Below are 17,919 nucleotides of genomic sequence, written 5' to 3'. Positions count from 1 at the left end.
TATATACTTTTATTAAGACATTAAAAAACGTACAATTACCCCCATTATCAAGCCTTGCGCTATTTCAATTCTTTGATCATTATATTTCTGTACCAAACATCCGCACCATGATCCTGCAATGCTATTTTCCCTGTTTTAAACGTTCCAAATCCCGGCATATCTTTAAATTTAGTTGCCGCTATTAACTGGTTCCAGTTGGCATTCCAAAGTGTAGTCGAAATCACTTTTACTCCATTTAAAACCACCTTTAATTTACCATTCTTACTTAGTACTTCCAGATGGTTCCATTCGCCTGCCAGCTTTACGACATCTCTATTACAGGCTATTAACTCGTACAAATCTCCCGCTCTGTGTTTGTCAATTCTACCATCTTCTGAATTTTGATTATCGGCTACCTGACATTCAAAACCGGTATACCAGGGGTATTCATATTTTTTTTCTTCTTGAGCATAAAATATAATCCCACTATTTCCTCCTTTAGCGATTTTCCAATCTATTTTAAAATGAAAATTTTTAAATGTTTTATCATAAACTATGTCGCCTCCATTTTTAGTTTTCCAATCTTCTTTTTTAGAAGAGTCTAAATGTAAAGCCCCGTCTTTCGCGCCCCATGAAAGTCCTAAAACCGTCTTATTAAAGGTGTGCCAGCCTATTGTGGACTTGCCGTCAAATAATAATTTCCAGCCTTCCTTTTTTTCTTGCACTGTTAGTACATTAAAAGTAGTGATTGCCGCTGTTTTTTGAGCATAGATACTTAAAAAAGAACATAATAGCCCGATCGTTACTGCCGCTGTTTTTTTCATATTTATTTATTTTATTTTTCAAATAATTAAAGAAAATTCTATTCTCTAGGTCCAAGCTTTTTCTCCTTTTATATAAGGTAGACATCCCTCATATTTTCCTGGTATGGGGTTATAGCGCAGTACTTGAGTGGCTCCCACCTCTGAGGTAAAAAATCCAAGTAATGTCAATTGCTTGAGCAGGGTAAAATAATGAACGGTTTCATTTTTGTCTTTTTTCTGATTGTATTCCTTAGCTTCAATAGCAATAGCCGTAAGCAGTTCTTGCTTTTGCATTTTGGTTATTTCCATAAATGAACCGTCATATTTTCTGTTCGCCGTTTCCTCCAGCGCTATAACCCCCTCTTGCACTATTTTTCGATCAGAATCACTATAACAGTCTGCAACATAGCCTGCGATAAATTTTCCTGTCTCCGCATCTTTTGCACCCGGGGTTTTTGTTTTAGGGATAATTGTTTCTGCTATCTCATCCAACAAAGTGATATCTGTGAGCGCAAAATTGATATTTTTATCACTTTTGCAACCCACTAAAAATAAATCAGCTCCCAAAAAAGCAGCACCTGTTAAGATGGTAATTTTTTTTATTAATTCACGTCTGTCCATTGGTACCTTACTTTAAAGATTTCCTTTTCTAACTTCTTCTACAGCATAATTTACAGCCCTTGCTGTAAGGGCCATATACAATATTGACGGGCTTTGATTGCCTGTGCTTGTCATGCAGGCGCCATCCGTTACGAAAACATTTTTACAGAGATGCATCTGGTTCCATTCATTTAACAAAGAAGTTTTGGGATCTTTTCCCATTCTCACTCCTCCCATTTCATGTATATCCAACCCAGGTGGCTGTCTGTTTTCATTAATTTGGATGTTTTTTGCACCGGCAGCTTCCAGCATTGCTTTTCCTTCTTTAACAAAATCCTTAACCATTCTATCATCATTATCGTCATAATCCACCGCTGTTATTAATAGTGGAATACCCCATTGGTCTTTTTGGTCTGGGCTTAACCTTACATGATTACTTTCCTTAGGTATGGTTTCCCCTTGCATGTACATATAAGCACCCCACTTACCGGGCGCACTAATTTGTTCCTTAAAATTTTCACCTATGGTTTCCGTGATACCATTCTCGTTCAACTTTTCTCTATAGGCTCCAGAGAATATCACATAACCTCCAACAAAATCAGTGTCTTGTTCTTTAACATTTCTATAGTTTGGAATAATGCATTCTGCGGGTTTGGAAACTTTATAATATTTATCTTCATAGCCCTCGAATTCGCCACTCATCCCTGCTCTGTAACTGTGAAAACAAATATACTTTCCAAGCAAACCATTATCATTTCCCAAACCATTTGGAAACCGTTTGGAAATTGAATTAAGCAAAATAAGATTTGTATTTAAAGCGGATGCATTAGCAAAAATTATTTTTGCGTAATACTCAATTTCTTCCTTTGTATTTGTATCAACAATTCGCACTCCAATTGCCTTTTGCTTTTCTTCATCATAAATAATAGAATGCACAACTGAAAAGGGTCTTATCGTAAGATTGCCTGTTTCTTCAGCCCAGGGTAAGGTAGAGGTAACGGAGCTAAAATAGCCTCCATAAGGACAGCCTCTCATACATTGGTTCCTGTTCTGGCATTGTCCACGCCCCTGTTTTATATGTATTTCTTGTGGTTCTGTAACATGTGCCCATCGCCCCGATACATAATGCCTATTAAATTTTGTCGCAAGAGTGTCTCTTAAATGCTGTTCAACACAATTCAATTCATATGCTGGTAAAAATTCACCGTCCGGCATTGTTTCAATGCCTTCTTTACTCCCGCAAACACCAATAAATCTTTCCACATGACTGTACCAAGGCGCAATATCAGTGTAACCAATAGGCCATTCTATTCCATAACCATATCGTTTGGGCGCTGTAAAATCAGTTTCACACCATCTTGCACAAGCACGGCCCCAGATTAAAGATTTCCCTCCCACCTGATAGCCTCTTATCCAATCAAAAGGCTTTTCCTGAACATAAGGATGATCTGCATCTTTTACAAAAAAATGGGAAGTGGTTGCGTCATAACCGGCAGCTCTGCTAATAAATGGATTTTCGTCAGCTTGCTCCTTTGTTATGGCTCCTCGATATTTAAAGTCCCAAAGAGGCTTGTTCATAGTGGGATAATCCCTGAGATGCTCAATATTTCTACCGCGCTCCAAAACCAAAGTTTTCATACCTTTTTCACACAATTCCTTTGCCGCCCATCCACCACTTATACCAGAACCAATTACAATTGCATCAAATGTATTTTCCATTTTCATCGTTTTACTGTTTAAATCTAAATATTCGCCTCACTGTGTAAAAGAAGAACTACCCGAACAAAAATTAAAGAAAGAAGTAACTGTTTCACGTTGCTCATTTTACAATTAACCAGCGATTTAATGTATTGAAAGGCATTTCGATTACAACTTTGTAAAAATCGGACTTCATCGTTGCAATATCGATTTCAGTTTGCCAGTCTTTTACATCCATTTCTTTCACTAATTTATAATCATCTTTGGCTCCATTTTTAAAATTATTGGTTGTCGCCAGCCAAATTTTTGCTTTCCCTTTTTCATTTAAGGGAGTCCATTGCACTACTAATTTGTTTTCTTTAATTTGAAGAGAAGGATTTATTGCAGATAAATCACCAATCATCGGAATACCGTCTATTTCAAATTGTTGATCAGTCGGAACCGAAATATTCAAAAACCTTAAAATAGTAGGTGTAATATCAACAATTCCAGGCTGTTGTTTTTTAAAATAATCATTCATTCCAGGATGATTAGTAGCCATCCACGTATTGCGTTCTCTATTGGTTTGTCCACCGTGGTGGTACCCGTAAGTATCTCTTCCGTGGTCCGTTGTTATAAGCACCATCCATTCTTCATTATTCTCTTTCTCTCTTTTTTGGATCGTTTTATAAAGCCTTCCTATTTGTAAATCCAGCTGATTTAAAGCTTTAAAATATTCAGGACTATCACCGTGTCTATGGCCCATTTCGTCCGTATACTCGAGATAAATCCAAGACAAATCCGGTGCAAAAGAGGCTATGGTTTTACAAGCATTTTCGATCACAAAATCATCAATTTTCTTAAAAAAATGTCCATCCTTATCGTGAGGGAATTGTATTGTATCGAGTTCATAACCATCAAAAACAAAATCAGGACGCAAATTCCCTGCTCCTTTTGCATTGCTTCCAATCAATTTGGTTCTGTTGTCTTCCCATGTAGAGAAAATCGCTGTCTTTTTATTTGGATATTCTCTTTTTAAAAAGCGGAAAATATTCCAATAATTATAATTTGGCGCTTCAATTTCGTTACCCCAAACATTGTGCTTATTTACCCAGGTACCCGTTAATAAACTATTGTATCCCACTGCAGAAATAGTAGGCGTTTGTGAATAATTATTTTTTTCCCCACCTACATAAGCAGGAACGATACAGCCGTTTTTTGAAAAATTTTTCAAATTTGGCATTGGGTGCGCTTGAATCACATCCAATGGAATCCCATCGGCAATTACAAAAACAACTTTTTTGTTTTTTTGGGCAAATGTATACGTACAGAAAAGCACTAAAAAGAAAACAAAATAATTTCTAAACTTCATTTTTTAATTGATTATGATTTTTTGATATCTAATAAAGCGTGTTGAAAATTTCGATCGGAAATTTAAACTGTGGTATTTTTTTATAGAACACCTCAAAAGCTTTAATCGCTTTTGAGGCATATCTATGGTCTTAGGATTGCAATTTGTTTTATATTTTCTTACTTGCAATGGTTTACATCATCGGCCATGTAAAGGCAGATTTTAAAGCCACTTTCTTTCCCGTTTCAGATGAAAGTCTAGCTGCCTCAATAATTTCTAAAACATGTAATGCATGGTCTGTTGTTATTTTTGGTTTAATACCTGTCAATAAAGATTCTCCAACTACTGTTGCGCCTTCTTTCCACTCGTATCCACCACTTTCTTTCTCGAATAATTGCGCAGGCTCATGCTCTGAATTGTCCAAATACACTCCATTGGTCTCCCAATCATAACCAACTAAACGTACATTAGCCTTATCTCCAAAGATTTGTACGGAATGCAGTTGTTGATTCTGAGCTTGATGTCCGTGCGGATCAAAAAAATTAAAACCACACATCACATGACTGATTACGCCTTTATCGTGTTCCAGTAAAACATGTGCATTGTCTTCCGCCACTACTTTTATTTTACCTTTTCCATCAATAGTCCTTTCCGGATTTACGATACTTGTCATTGCCATAATAGATCTGGCTGGGCCTAATAATCCTGTTAAAGTTGCCATATTATAAACTCCTAAATCAGGCATACTCCCCCCATTTTTTTCATAAAAAAAAGAGCTCCAAGTGGGACCGGTATGACCGTATTGACCATGAGCCGATGCAACTCTTCCCAATTTTCCTTCCTGGATGCATTTATTCATAAATGCAAATTGTGGACTGTTTACCACAGCAGGTGCTCCCCAAATATGCAAGTTTTTTCTTTTAGCCAAATCCGCCAGTGCTTTTCCTTCAGCATAAGTGTTTGCCATTGGCTTCTCACTCCAAACGTGTTTACCGGCCAATAATCCTTTCTTATTCAACATACCGTGAATCTGCATATCTGTGGTCGTAATCATCATGTCAAAAGGAGCTCCAGCCAGCATTTCATCAATATTTCTATAGGCATTAGGAACATTGAACTCACGAGCACGTTCCTGCGCTCTTTCAAAAATAATATCACAAACACTTACCACTTCAATCATTTTGGATCTCGTAAGATGCGGCAAGTAACTGCCACTTACGCTACCGCAACCTATCAAACCTACTTTTAACTTTTTTTTGTCGGTTGCGGCTAAGCCTTCTAATGATCCAACTAGAACTGCAGCAGCGGCTAAACCCATCTGCTTTAAAAAAACTTCTCTTGTCATATTTTTTTATTTTATCTGATGTTTAAAAACCTAATTTTTTCAAACCTAAACTCTGATTTTTGAGTTACCTGAATTGATCCCTGATCAATCGCTAAAAAGGTAGCGTTATACCTATTTTTTTGTTCGCTAGATCCATTATAAAAATCCTATTCAATTATTTTATTCTGTTTAAAAATCGCTTTTTAGGAATTAGTTCTTTTAATGAAAGCAACAAAAAATCTTTACTTGTAAGTGCCAGTGCGCTATTTTCTTCTAAAAAATCACCTCGTACTTTTGCTGTTGTATAAATGTCTTCTTCTTTTGGGCTCCAACCTGGAGACATAATGAGATATAAAAACTTGTTTTTTAGGCTTTTTTCTTTTTTAATATCTGAAAAAAGAAGATAAATTTCACCAAAATAGAAATCAGGGAAAGTTTCAATTTCCCGAGATATACCATATTTGATGTCTATCTCTTCTCTCAAAGGCTGCAACGTACCAAATAACCAATCCCAAAAAGGCAATAAAGTGCAATAATTGGTATCTAAATATAATGGATTACTCGCATGGTGTACCCGATGATGAGAAGGAGTCATAACAAAATGATGTAAAAACCCTAGTTTTCCATTTTTAAAAGAGCGTTCCCCAGCATGTATTAATGTTCCCCAAGAGACCTCAAACATCATGATGACTACAATCATCTCCGCATGCACACCCAAAAGCATTATAATAAAAGATTGTATCAGAACTGAATAAAAACCTTCTGCAAAAAAATGTACCCATGCAACTGTCATATTCATTTCGGTTGGTGCATGGTGTGGTGAATGAAGGCACCAAAACAGACGCACTTTATGGGCACCATAATGCCAAATCCAAGTAGTTAAATCCCAAATTAGGAGGGCATAAATCCAACTATACCATTTGAAATTAATAGAAAACAAGGCAAATCTTTTAAAAACAGGCATCAAATCCCAAATGAAATCTAATTTTATCAAAAGAGGTATAAACCCTAATAACAGTCCCGCAAAAAAAGTGTCTTTATATCTTTTAATCACTTCTTTATAAATTCGCTTCATCTTATCAGAGTTCCATTGCTCTTTTCTTTCTTTTTTTGAAATTTGAAAAAAAAGCACCACTATTTCCCATATTGTAAAAACTGAAACCACTACCCAAATAATAGCCACTATGCTTTTATAATATTCTTTTGAAATTATCGGTTTCCAAAAATCTACTAAAAAACCTTCTTTTCCTTTTATTGTAGGCCAAGAATATATTGAATCTATTGTTGACCAAGAATAAATCGAAAATCCATAAACTAAACTATAAAAAGTATAGCAAAAAATGCCTATGAATACGATATATTCTGACCATTTCCAATATTTGACAAACTTACTTTTGGAATGCATCTTCTTAATTAATTAGCTTTTTTACTATCAAAACCCAACTTTTTAAGTCCACCTTGAACTTCAGGAATTTTCATAAATAAATCCCAAATCAATCCGGTTCTGTGATTTTCAATCATAACAATAATTGGTCCTTGATCAATTGCTAAATAGGTATTGCTGTACCAATCTCTTTGTTCACTAAAACCATCATTAAAACCATATTCTCCCCATAATTTAGGTCCTAAATCTTCATAAAAATGACGCATTACCTGCATACTTTCTTTTGGAGTAAATGGCATTGAAGAAAGAGCCGCCGTAGGTTGAATTACACCAAAATCATTTTGTGGATTTGGATCGTGTGCAACATATCCTTTGTAACTGTCTCCCGCCGTAAGACCCCAGCAGTTTTCACCATAGCCTTTGTATTTCTTAGGATTTTCGATACAATATGCACGATTAATCAACGTGTGATTTTTTGTTTGTTCAGCATAATTTATTCCGTTATCGTCGGTCAGACCGTTTGGATTAATTCCCATAAAAGTATATTGTTCAAAGAATAACGGCCCACCTTTTGACTCTGCATAATTTCCCAAAGGCAATTTTATTCCATAAAATTCTTGGTTGCATAAAAAATTAGTTGATTTAGACCAAGTTCCTTCATAAGCAGCCTTTGAAATAGGATGTGTAGGCGATGAAGCGGACATTATATAAGTAATTAATGCTTCACTCCAACCCCAGATTGGGAAATTCATATCGAATCCGTGAGTATCACTCCAGTGCCAATACAATTTCTTTTCGTTGTTAGTATACCAATTCCAGTTGGAAGCATTCCACATTTTATTGATTCTTGATCTCAAATAAACCTCTCTAGGCGCAGCTGTTTTGAAATATTCCCTTGCACATAGAAATCCCATCATAATATAAGAATGCTCTACAATGTCTCCTCCGTTATCAACTCTGTCAAAGGCAATTGGTAGTCCTGTGTTACCATTTATAAAATGCGGATAAATTCCATGGAAACTTTTTGCCTTATTTAGGAAATCTGCAATTTTGGTAATGCGCTCTAATCCCGCTTCACGGCTAATCCATTTTCTTTCTACAGCAACAATTGTAGCCATGATTCCAAAACCGGTACCACCTACGGCACAGGCTTCCGGTCCAAAAGTTCCTTTGCTAAAGTTAGGCTCATCCCAAGCTTCATTGATATAATCCCAATAAAAATCTGCTTTTACGGTATTACTGCGCTCACGTGCCATTCCACTCACTGGGTGCCCGTAATGCCAGAAATAACGAAATGTTTGCTTTTGAACTGTTTCCATCAACTGTTCATCTGTCAGTCCTTTTTTTACTCCAACTACTGGAATATTTTCTGAACATTTTATTTCATTTGGTTTTACCACATACCCTTTTTGCGCATTTGCCGCTGTCATTGATGCTAATCCGACCAATACAAAAGCAAGATTTTTAACTTTTTTTATTTTATTTTCTATTTTGTCCATTCTATTTTTTCTTTTTTTACATTATTTGAATTTTCACCAATCATTATTTCAAAATCACCACTTTCCCAGTCATGAATTAATTCTGAATTATAAAATTTTAATAGTTCAGTACTAATATCAAAAGTGATGGTTTTACTTTCTCCTGCTTTCAGGAATATTTTTTGAAACCCTTTTAATTCTTTTACAGGACGTGTGATGCTGCCAACAACGTCTCTAATATATAATTGCACCGTTTCTGCTCCTGCGTATTTACCAGAATTAGTAATTGTAATAGTTGCTTTTAAAACAGCATCCCCTTGTAAAGATTTTGAACTTAGCGAAATCGCTGAATAATCAAAAGTGGTATAGCTCAATCCAAATCCGAAAGGGAATAAAGGCTCGTTTCTTTCATCTAAATAATTAGAACGGAATTTTTCGAATTTCCCAACTGTATTCGAAATTGGCCGACCTGTATTTTTATGGTTATAAAAAATAGGAACCTGTCCTAAACTTCTGGGAAAAGTTGTCGTTAATTTCCCCGATGGATTCACATCTCCAAACAATACATCAGTAATAGCAGTCCCGGCTTCACTACCTGCAAACCAAACATTGAGTACTGCATCCGGTTTGTCGATAACATTTGTCAAATCCAAAGGTCTTCCAGTAAAAAGAACTACTACAATAGGCTTACCTATTGTTTTTAATGCATCCAAAAGCGCTACTTGGTTCTCCGGTATCGTTATATCCGTTCTACTGGAACATTCGCCACTCATTTCTGATGCTTCACCTATAGCTAAAACAATTTGGTCTGCTTTTTTTGCAATTTCTAAAGCCTCCGCTATTAATTCTTTAGGCGATTTTGGTGAAATGGTTGTTAAATTTAAATAAACATTCTCAGCCATCACTTTATCATCTACAATATTTGCTCCTTTTGCATACAATATGGTGTTGCTTTTTCCTTTTAGTTGTTTTATTCCTTGTAATAAAGTAGTTGCTTTGTCAGTTTCAGCAGCAACACTCCAGGTACCCGGCATATTTTCTTTATCATCAGCCAATGGACCTATAACTGCAATGGTTTTATTAGCTTTTAAAGGCAATGCACTATTTTCATTTTTCATTAAGACAAATGATTCAGCAGCAATGTTTCTGGCACTATTTCTATTTTCCTTAGTAAATATTTCTGTTTTTTGTCTTTTTTCATTGATATATCTAAAAGGATCTTCAAACAAACCTAATTTATATTTCATCTCCAAAATTCTTCTACATGCAGTATCTATATCCTGAATGGTAACTTTTCCTTCTTCAAGAGACTTTTTTAATGTCAATAGGTAATCTTCACCCACCATATCCATATCGGTTCCCGCTTTTAATGCCAGAGCGGCCACTTCTTGATTATTTCCCAATCCGTGGTCTACCATTTCTTTAATCGCTGTAAAATCAGTAACAACAAAGCCATTAAAACCCCATTGGTTTCTTAAAACTTCTGTCATTAACCACTTATTACCTGATGCCGGAATCCCGTCAACTTCGTTAAAAGAAGTCATTACAGATCCAACTCCTGCTTCAACTGCGGCCTTGTAGGGAGGAAAGTATTCATTATACATCCTCACCCTGCTCATATCAACCGTATTATAATCCCTTCCTGCATCAGGAGCGCCATAAAGCGCATAATGTTTGACACAAGCTAAAATAGTGTTAGGCAGTGACAAGTCATCCCCTTGATACCCTTTAACCATCGCTTTGGCAATTTCCGATCCAAGAAATGGGTCTTCTCCACCCCCCTCCGCAACGCGTCCCCAACGAGGATCTCTTGAAATATCAACCATTGGTGAAAATGTCCAATTGATACCATCGGCAGAAGATTCACTTGCCGCAATTTGAGCACTTTTTTTTATGGAATTCATATTCCAGGTACAGGACAATCCCAATGGAATTGGAAATATTGTTTTGTAACCATGTATTACATCTAAACCAAATAGTAAAGGGATTTTCAATCTGCTTTTTGTAACTGCTATTTGCTGTGTTTTTTTTATCCTTTCTAATGTAGTCATATTGAGAACAGCACCCAATTTCCCCTCCATAATATATTTTTCTGCATCAGCACTAACAGCTTCCCCAGTTTTGATATTACCAGGCGGACTTGATAAATTGAGTTGTCCTATTTTTTCTTCTACGGTCATCTTTGCCATTAAATCAGCAATAAATACATTCATTTTTTGCTCTTTTGATTGCGAATGAACCATTTGAAAAGAGGAGATCAAAAAACAAATAATCAAAAATGATTTAGCGGTTTTTTTTGTATTTAATAATTTTGAATGCATACTGAACTAAATATTAAAAATATGATATTGTAATCAATTGTATAGTAATCAATTATATAAAAAAAAATAATTCCTGTTAGTATTCAGGGCCGATTTAAAAAACAGGCCCTGAAAAGCAGCTAAAACAAACCAATGCGCTACTAACTAATAACCAGGATTTTGTGTTAAGACTCCTTTACTTAAAGTGATTTCATCTTGAGGAATTGGAAACAATTCATTTTTACCGGCAGTGAATCCCAAAGAACCTAAAACAGTTGGTGCCTGTCCGGAACGAACCAGATCTAAAAATCGATCCCACTCTAATGCAAGCTCAACTCTTCTTTCATTACGAATGGCAGCCCTCATACCAGCTTGCGTTAATGCAAGGGTATTTGCTAATCCGGCACGAGTACGCAATTTATTAATGCTGACAGCAGCTACTAATACATTTCCTAATTCGTTATTAGCCTCGGCATTCATTAATAAAACTTCAGCATAACGCATTACTCTGATATTTTGAGGTGCATTCCACGCTCCTACAGATGGTTGCTGTGAATTGGGAACATACACTTTATTATTATAGTAAGGATTATCTCCATCAGCATTGATAAAATCACCTTCAGGAGTTGTAGTTCCTCTGAATAAAACAGTAGCATTCTTGCGTAAATCTCCTGTTTCGTACGCAGCAATTAAGCTTTCAGACGGAATACCGAATCCCCAACCAAACTGACCTCTTACACCTTGAACTTCTCCATATTGAGAATCCCACCAACCTGCATCTAAGTCACCAGTACATTGTATTTCAAAAATAGACTCCACACAATTTTCATTTGCAATTCTAAACAATTGATAATAATCCGGGTATAAATCATAACCCAATGCCATTACCTGATCCGTTGTTTCTTTTACTTTCGCCCAATTGCTTTGATACAAATACGTTTTCGCCAAAAATGCTAAAGCAGCACCCTTTGTAGCTCTACCTGATTCAGTGGAAGGATACGTTTCCGGCAAATTTTGAGAAGCATCTAAAAATTCGCTTTGGATAAAAGTATATACTTCTTCTTTTGTGTTTCTTGGAATATTAAAATTACCATCTTCCGGAAAACCATCAAAAATAGGTACACCTCCAAAAGCTTTTACCAAATTAAAATAATGATAGGCTCTTAAAAAACGGGCTTCAGCTATTAATCTGGTTTTCAAAGTAGCATCCATACTTACATTTGGTACGTTTTCAATTACTTGATTGCATAAATTTATGCCTGAAAACTGACCGGACCAATACCCCCCGATTTGTCCATGGGTAGCATTATAAGTGAAAAAATTTAACTCATCCATAAATGAAGCATCTGCAGGAGAGCTTCCTTTGTCTGCATCATCCGACGTAATATTCAAAACTCCCAGAGGCGCAAATGCAGCAAGGTTCCAGCTTCTTAAATTAGAATAAATTTGATTAGTCGCTTGCACAGCATCTTCACTAGACTTGAAAAAATTACTTGAACTTGTTTTGTCTTCTACAGGTATTTCCAAAAAATCTTGATTACAAGAAATCAATGAAAGTAAAAAAATACTTCCTACTATTATTTTATTTTTCATAGTCTTAAAAATTTAAATTAATTCCAAAATTGTAAGTCGCAAATACTGGATGAATTCCAGAATCTATTCCAGCTTCCCAAACACCATTATTTGTATTATTGATCTCAGGAGAGAATCCTTTGTAATTACTAAATGTAAAAGGGTTCTGTGTGTTTACATACAAACGAAGTCTGTCAATTTTATTTTTAAAAATTGATTTAGGAACAGTATATCCTAACTGAATAGAACGAACTCTTAAATAATCTCCTTTTTCAACATATAAAGAACTTACAGCCAATTGATTGTTTTGATCTGCGCTTGCAGAAGGATATGAAGTTGAAGTTCCCTGACCATGCCAACGATTATCAAAGAAATCTTGAGTAAAGTTCTCTGCATCGTAGCGCGTTTGGCGATTTATATTATAAATTTCGTTTCCTGCAACACCTTGAAAATCCATGCTGAAATCGAAATTCCTATAATCTAAATAGGCACCAAAACCGTACGTTATAGATGGAATCGGGCTTCCTAAAAACGTTTTATCCAATTCAGAAATAACACCATCATTATTCAAATCTGTAAATTTCAAATCACCTGCCTGCAATCCTCTATCAGCTGCTTCAGCATCTGTTTGATAAACACCATCTATGGTATAGCCGTAATACGATCCAACTTCAGCTCCTTTTTCCATTCGAATCAAACTATGGTTATAAATTCCACCCATATTTTGAAAAGAACCTCCCAGAACTTCTGTAATTTCATTTTTAATTGTTGTTACATTTCCGTAAAAACCATATTTCAAGTTGTCATTGATTTGATCGTTCCATTTAATGTCAAATTCAAATCCTTTGTTTTGAAAACTGGCAACATTGGTCGTTAAGTCTGAATCTCCGGAAGTACTTAATAATCGGATTGTTGCAATAGCATCGCTAGTTGTTTTATTGTAATATCCAGCTTCAAAAGTCAATTTATTATCAAACATGCGAGATTCTAAACCAAAATCGGTTTCTTCAACCATTTCCCAACCAATAGTTGAGTCCACAATATCAGTAATTGATCTACCAGATTGAATGGAGCTTCCAAAAGTGGCAGAAGTTGGATCTGTAGCAACAGGGTCGTACGATCTAGGAACATTTGCATTTCCTAACTTACCCCAGCTTCCTTTTAATTTCAAGAAATTTATTGATTTTACATCACTAAAAAAATCTTCTTTACTTATAATCCAGCCTAGTCCTACTGATGGGAAAATTTCAAATTTTTGATTTCCATTAAAGTTAAAATTAGAAGCACCATCACGTCTAAGGGTAGCATTAAATAAATATTTTTCATTAAAATTGTACATCAAACGACCATAATAGGACAAAAATCTGTTTCTTGTACCATAAGTTCCATCCTTACTAATAGAATACCCCCCTTTTGCCAAATCTAAATAAAGTTCCGAATCACTGCCGTTAAACGATACGTCTTGTCCGGTTACTTCTAATTGCTCTTCGAAATATTCTTGTTTAGAATACCCTGCCAACACAGAAAAGTGATGATTTTCTTTCAAATCAAATTTATAATTCAGCGTATTATCCCATACCCAGTTATCCTGATTATTATTTTGATTTTTTAATTCCGCTAATTTCTTTTGACTAGACCAAATTCCATCGGTAAAAATTCCATAGCCATACGATGGGTAAAATTCATAGGTTTTAGAACTGGAAACATCTTTATTATAGCTCAACTTGAAAGTTAAATTCTTCATCAAGGTATATTCACCAAAACCACCAACTAATAAGCGACGCCCTTTCGTTTTTCCTCTAAATAAATCAATATAAGCTCTCGGGTTTTTAGTAGCCGATGAACCAGTCGCCGTTCCTGCCTCAAAAGAGCCATAATTTCCACTTGCATCATACACAGGAATTACTGGTGCTGCTGCATAGGCCTGACCATATGGATTTAATGAATTATTTTTGTTGTAATCGTAGTAAACGGTATTAAATCCCATTTTAAAGTTTTTATTCACATTAAAATTGGTATTGAATTTTACAGTTACACGATCATAATCATCACCTGTATTTACATTTTGCTTTGCTTTTATATTACCTTCTTGATTAAGATAACCTAAGCCGAGCGAATACGTTGCGTTTTCAGATCCGCCACTAATTCCTAAATTATGAGATTGTATCTGAGAAGATTTTTTCATTACTTCCTTAAACCAATCCGTGTTACCTTTATAATCGCTCACTTTGTAAGTCCCGGCGGTTCCAGTATCATACAAAATTTTCTCATTTACCAAAGTAATATAATCTGTTGCATTGGTCAATTTTGGCACATTTTGCACATTTTGAAAACCAATATAATTATCATATGTTATTTTAGATTGTCCCTTTTTTCCCGTTTTGGTTTTAATGATGATAACCCCATTTGCAGCCTGAATACCATAAATTGCAGAACTGGACGCATCTTTCAAAACTGAAATTGTCTCAACGTCATTTGGATTAAGAAATGAAATATCATTGGTCAATACTCCGTCGATAACATACAATATCTTATCGGATGTAGAACTCACCCCTCTAATTTTTATACTAGGAGCACCTCCTACTTTTCCTGAATTGTTTATTTGAACCCCTGCAACCCTACCTTGTAGTGAACTCACAACGTTTCCATTGGGTTGTTTGGCGATTACATCTGCATTGATGACTGCAACACTCCCTGTTAAATCAGCTTTTTTCGCAGTTCCGTAACCAATAATTACAACAGCATCCAGTTCCTTCGCTTTTGAAAGGGAATCTGTCAATTTAGAATTATCTTTTTCTTGCGAGTAACTGACTATGCCAAGAAATAAAAGCATAGATGTGGTTAATGTTTTTCTCATAGTTTTTTTGGTTAAATTTTTTTACAAATATTGTATTAGTAATTCAAATATTTTGCTATTTTTATATCATAAAACAATACTTCTATATCATTTTTTGACATATATTTACATTATTAGATATAGCAACATCATTTATTTATGAATCCTAGTATAGAACACCTACCGAGAGAAACGCAAGAATCATTTGTTATAAAACATTTTGACTACTCCTATTTCCCAACCCCATGGCATTGCCATCCTGAATATGAAATTGTATTGGTTACCGAAAGTGTAGGAAAAAGATATATAGGAGATAGTATAAGTGACTTTAAAAAAGGTAACCTTGCTATTATTGGTCCAAATTTGCCCCACACCTACAAAAATGATGATTCCTATACTGAAAAAGATGCAACAAAGAGAGCAAAATCTATTGTAATCCATTTTTCCAAAAGCTCACTAGGAAATGATTTGTTGTCTTTACCCGAAACAGTAAAAATCAAACACCTGTTGGACAATTGTCCTGGAGGTTTTGATATTAAAGGGAAAACGAATGAAAAGGTGCGAAAAATAATGAAAAAAATGTTGGATCAAACCGGCATTTCAAGATGGCAGTCACTTTTGAAAATTTTGGCGGTAATTTCGGAATCAAAAGATTTAGAACAAATTTCTAATTCTAATTTAGAAGGATTTAATGATAAGGAATCGGAGAGACTTTCAAAGGTGTTTGAATACCTTTACTCTAATTACATGAATGAAGTAAAACTTTCCGATATTGCAAAAATAACAAACATGACAGAAACCTCTTTTTCGCGATTTTTTATTCAAAGAACAAGAAAATCATTATCTACATTTTTAATGGAAATTCGACTTCATAATGCCTGTAACATGTTGCAAAAAAACAACTTAAATATTGCAGAAATTGGTTATCAAAATGGGTTTAACAATTTATCAAACTTCAACAGACAATTCAAAAAACATTACTTGCACTCTCCTAAGGAATACAGGAGCCAGTTTTTAGAAACCCGAAAATAATGCCTTTAAAAATACGCTTTTATATAGTCAGCACAAAAGTAAGAATAACAAACTGATTTTATTTTTTTGTTATTCTTTAATTTCAAATTGAAAGAAAACAGAGAGAAGATATTGGTTTAAATCTTTGTTTTAATATACAAGAGGTCTTTGTACTGCTATAAAACTAGCCTCTTTTTGAGAAGTAACAACCCAAATATAACAACCCCGCTTCAAAGGAAACGAGGCTGTTTTTTTGTGGTATTTAATATTAGAAAGCTCCTTATTCTTTCTGTTCGTCGAAATTCACCATCCATTGTATACCAAACTTGTCTGTAAACATTCCAAAATAGGCACCCCAAAATGTTTTACTCATTGGCATAGTTACACTCCCCCCTACTGATAAGCCCCCAAATAATTTGTCGGCTTCTTGTTGGCTATCGGTGTTGATAGAAACAGAAAAATTGTTCCCTATAATTGTAGCTTGTCCAAATGCTTCTGAACTGTCGCTACCCATCAAAACGGTTTCTTTACTTATAGGCAATGAAACATGCATCACTTTTTCTCCGTCAGCTTCAGACATAGGCCCCTGCCCTTCCATCGGTGGCATATCTTTAAATTTTCCTAAATACGAAAATTCTCCCCCAAATACTGATTTGTAAAATTCAAATGCTTCTGCGCATCTACTGTCAAAAGTTAAATATGGATTTACTGTTGCCATTCGTTATTTATTTTAATAATTAATAATTAGTTTCTGCTATTTTTTTAAGTTCGCTCAAAGCCAGCGGAAAAACGTTATTCATCCAGTCTACATAGCTTCCAATAGTATCAACTTCCACCTTTAATTGAGTTGTTCCGCTCGTTTCCTTCAGCATATAGCTTTCAAAACTGCCTGTCCATTTTTCAGTTTCAGCATCTAAGGACAATTCTTTTTTCTCTTTAAGCATCCCGATGTGCTTAAAAACCATCAATTCATTTTCTTTGAAAAAAGCGATGTCGCTGTACATTCCTTCTCCCGATGGAGATAGTAAATGGACTCTATTTCCCAGTGCTAACTCACCCTCATAATAAGAACCTTCACAAAAGGGTTTAGTCCAAGCGGTATAGCTTTCTTTTCCCCATAATGCTGCCCAAACTTTTTCTTTCGTTGCATTAATGTCAATCTCGAATACAAGTTTTTTTATACCGTATAAATAATTCCGAAGCGTTGTTTTTACTATGGCATTCCAACCCATTTCATAATTTGTTTTACTAAAATCAGGCCCTGCATCCGCAAAATTTTCGACACCTGTATGCGTGAGTGTCAGCTTAGTTTTTGTGCCTCCTTCATCTTGTAATTCCCATTTCACTACTGAACTCCCTTTTGAATGATTAGGATGTGCCCAAGAGTATTCAATAAGTTGCTGTGGAATAATGTTTAGAAATTGGCATTGATGCAAGTAATGATGCGATGAATCACTTTCATAAAAAGTAAATTCCTTTCCAATTTCAAACACATAATTTTGAACAGGGAAGTACCATTTTTTTAATTCATTACCGTCAGACAAGGCATGCCATACGGTATCTATAGGGCTATCAAATGTGTGGGTAACCGTTACTATTTCCAT

Annotated in this window: 13 protein-coding genes; 1 reads left to right on the top strand and 12 read right to left on the bottom strand. The window is 35.2% G+C overall.

Annotated elements, in window-relative coordinates; translation table 11 throughout:
• Window positions 1–59: 59 nt before the first annotated feature.
• The 10 genes from ACNQGN_RS14825 to ACNQGN_RS14780 all read right to left on the bottom strand — a co-directional run bounded on the left by ACNQGN_RS14825 (window position 60) and on the right by ACNQGN_RS14780 (window position 15,325).
• Window positions 60–803 carry a 3-keto-disaccharide hydrolase gene (locus tag ACNQGN_RS14825; protein WP_417988604.1) on the bottom strand — a complete coding sequence of 248 codons (744 nt, stop codon included), beginning with the start codon at window positions 801–803 and terminating at the stop codon, window positions 60–62.
• Between the two features lie 45 nt (window positions 804–848).
• Window positions 849–1,403: a gluconate 2-dehydrogenase subunit 3 family protein gene (locus tag ACNQGN_RS14820; protein ID WP_417988603.1), complete on the bottom strand. Its 555-nt coding sequence runs from the start codon at window positions 1,401–1,403 to the stop codon at window positions 849–851.
• Between the two features lie 12 nt (window positions 1,404–1,415).
• Window positions 1,416–3,101: a GMC oxidoreductase gene (locus ACNQGN_RS14815; protein WP_417988602.1), complete on the bottom strand. Its 1,686-nt coding sequence runs from the start codon at window positions 3,099–3,101 to the stop codon at window positions 1,416–1,418.
• Between the two features lie 100 nt (window positions 3,102–3,201).
• Entirely contained in the window at window positions 3,202–4,431 is a 1,230-nt protein-coding gene (locus ACNQGN_RS14810) for an alkaline phosphatase family protein (RefSeq protein ID WP_417988601.1), read from the bottom strand.
• Between the two features lie 172 nt (window positions 4,432–4,603).
• Window positions 4,604–5,755: a Gfo/Idh/MocA family protein gene (locus tag ACNQGN_RS14805; protein WP_417988600.1), complete on the bottom strand. Its 1,152-nt coding sequence runs from the start codon at window positions 5,753–5,755 to the stop codon at window positions 4,604–4,606.
• A 154-nt stretch (window positions 5,756–5,909) separates the two neighbouring features.
• On the bottom strand, window positions 5,910–7,139 hold the full coding sequence (locus ACNQGN_RS14800; protein WP_417988599.1) for a sterol desaturase family protein: 1,230 nt from the start codon (window positions 7,137–7,139) through the stop codon (window positions 5,910–5,912).
• A gap of 8 nt (window positions 7,140–7,147) precedes the next feature.
• Window positions 7,148–8,617: a glucoamylase family protein gene (locus tag ACNQGN_RS14795; RefSeq protein WP_417988598.1), complete on the bottom strand. Its 1,470-nt coding sequence runs from the start codon at window positions 8,615–8,617 to the stop codon at window positions 7,148–7,150.
• Entirely contained in the window at window positions 8,605–10,839 is a 2,235-nt protein-coding gene (gene bglX, locus ACNQGN_RS14790) for a beta-glucosidase BglX (protein WP_417988624.1), read from the bottom strand. Before bglX ends, ACNQGN_RS14795 begins: the two co-directional genes overlap by 13 nt.
• Before the next feature lie 222 nt (window positions 10,840–11,061).
• Window positions 11,062–12,489 (bottom strand): RagB/SusD family nutrient uptake outer membrane protein, encoded by a 1,428-nt coding sequence (locus ACNQGN_RS14785; RefSeq protein WP_417988597.1) that lies wholly within the window; start codon window positions 12,487–12,489, stop codon window positions 11,062–11,064.
• Between the two features lie 4 nt (window positions 12,490–12,493).
• A complete protein-coding gene (locus tag ACNQGN_RS14780; protein WP_417988596.1) occupies window positions 12,494–15,325 on the bottom strand; it encodes a SusC/RagA family TonB-linked outer membrane protein in 2,832 nt (943 codons plus the stop codon).
• 138 nt (window positions 15,326–15,463) lie between these two features.
• Between ACNQGN_RS14780 and ACNQGN_RS14775 the strand changes: the two genes are divergently transcribed.
• Window positions 15,464–16,336, top strand: a complete 873-nt coding sequence (locus ACNQGN_RS14775) for an AraC family transcriptional regulator (protein ID WP_417988595.1) — start codon at window positions 15,464–15,466, stop codon at window positions 16,334–16,336.
• 259 nt (window positions 16,337–16,595) lie between these two features.
• On the opposite strand, the gene ACNQGN_RS14770 is transcribed toward ACNQGN_RS14775, so the two are convergent.
• Both ACNQGN_RS14770 and ACNQGN_RS14765 read right to left on the bottom strand, forming a co-directional pair.
• Window positions 16,596–17,033 (bottom strand): VOC family protein, encoded by a 438-nt coding sequence (locus ACNQGN_RS14770; protein WP_417988594.1) that lies wholly within the window; start codon window positions 17,031–17,033, stop codon window positions 16,596–16,598.
• 19 nt (window positions 17,034–17,052) lie between these two features.
• Complete coding sequence (locus tag ACNQGN_RS14765; RefSeq protein ID WP_417988593.1) at window positions 17,053–17,919, bottom strand: SRPBCC domain-containing protein; 867 nt, start codon at window positions 17,917–17,919, stop codon at window positions 17,053–17,055.

This window comes from Flavobacterium rhamnosi (assembly GCF_048286515.1).
Taxonomy (GTDB): domain Bacteria; phylum Bacteroidota; class Bacteroidia; order Flavobacteriales; family Flavobacteriaceae; genus Flavobacterium.
Note: the sequence above shows the minus strand (reverse complement) of the source record. Positions and strands in the feature narration are given on the sequence as shown.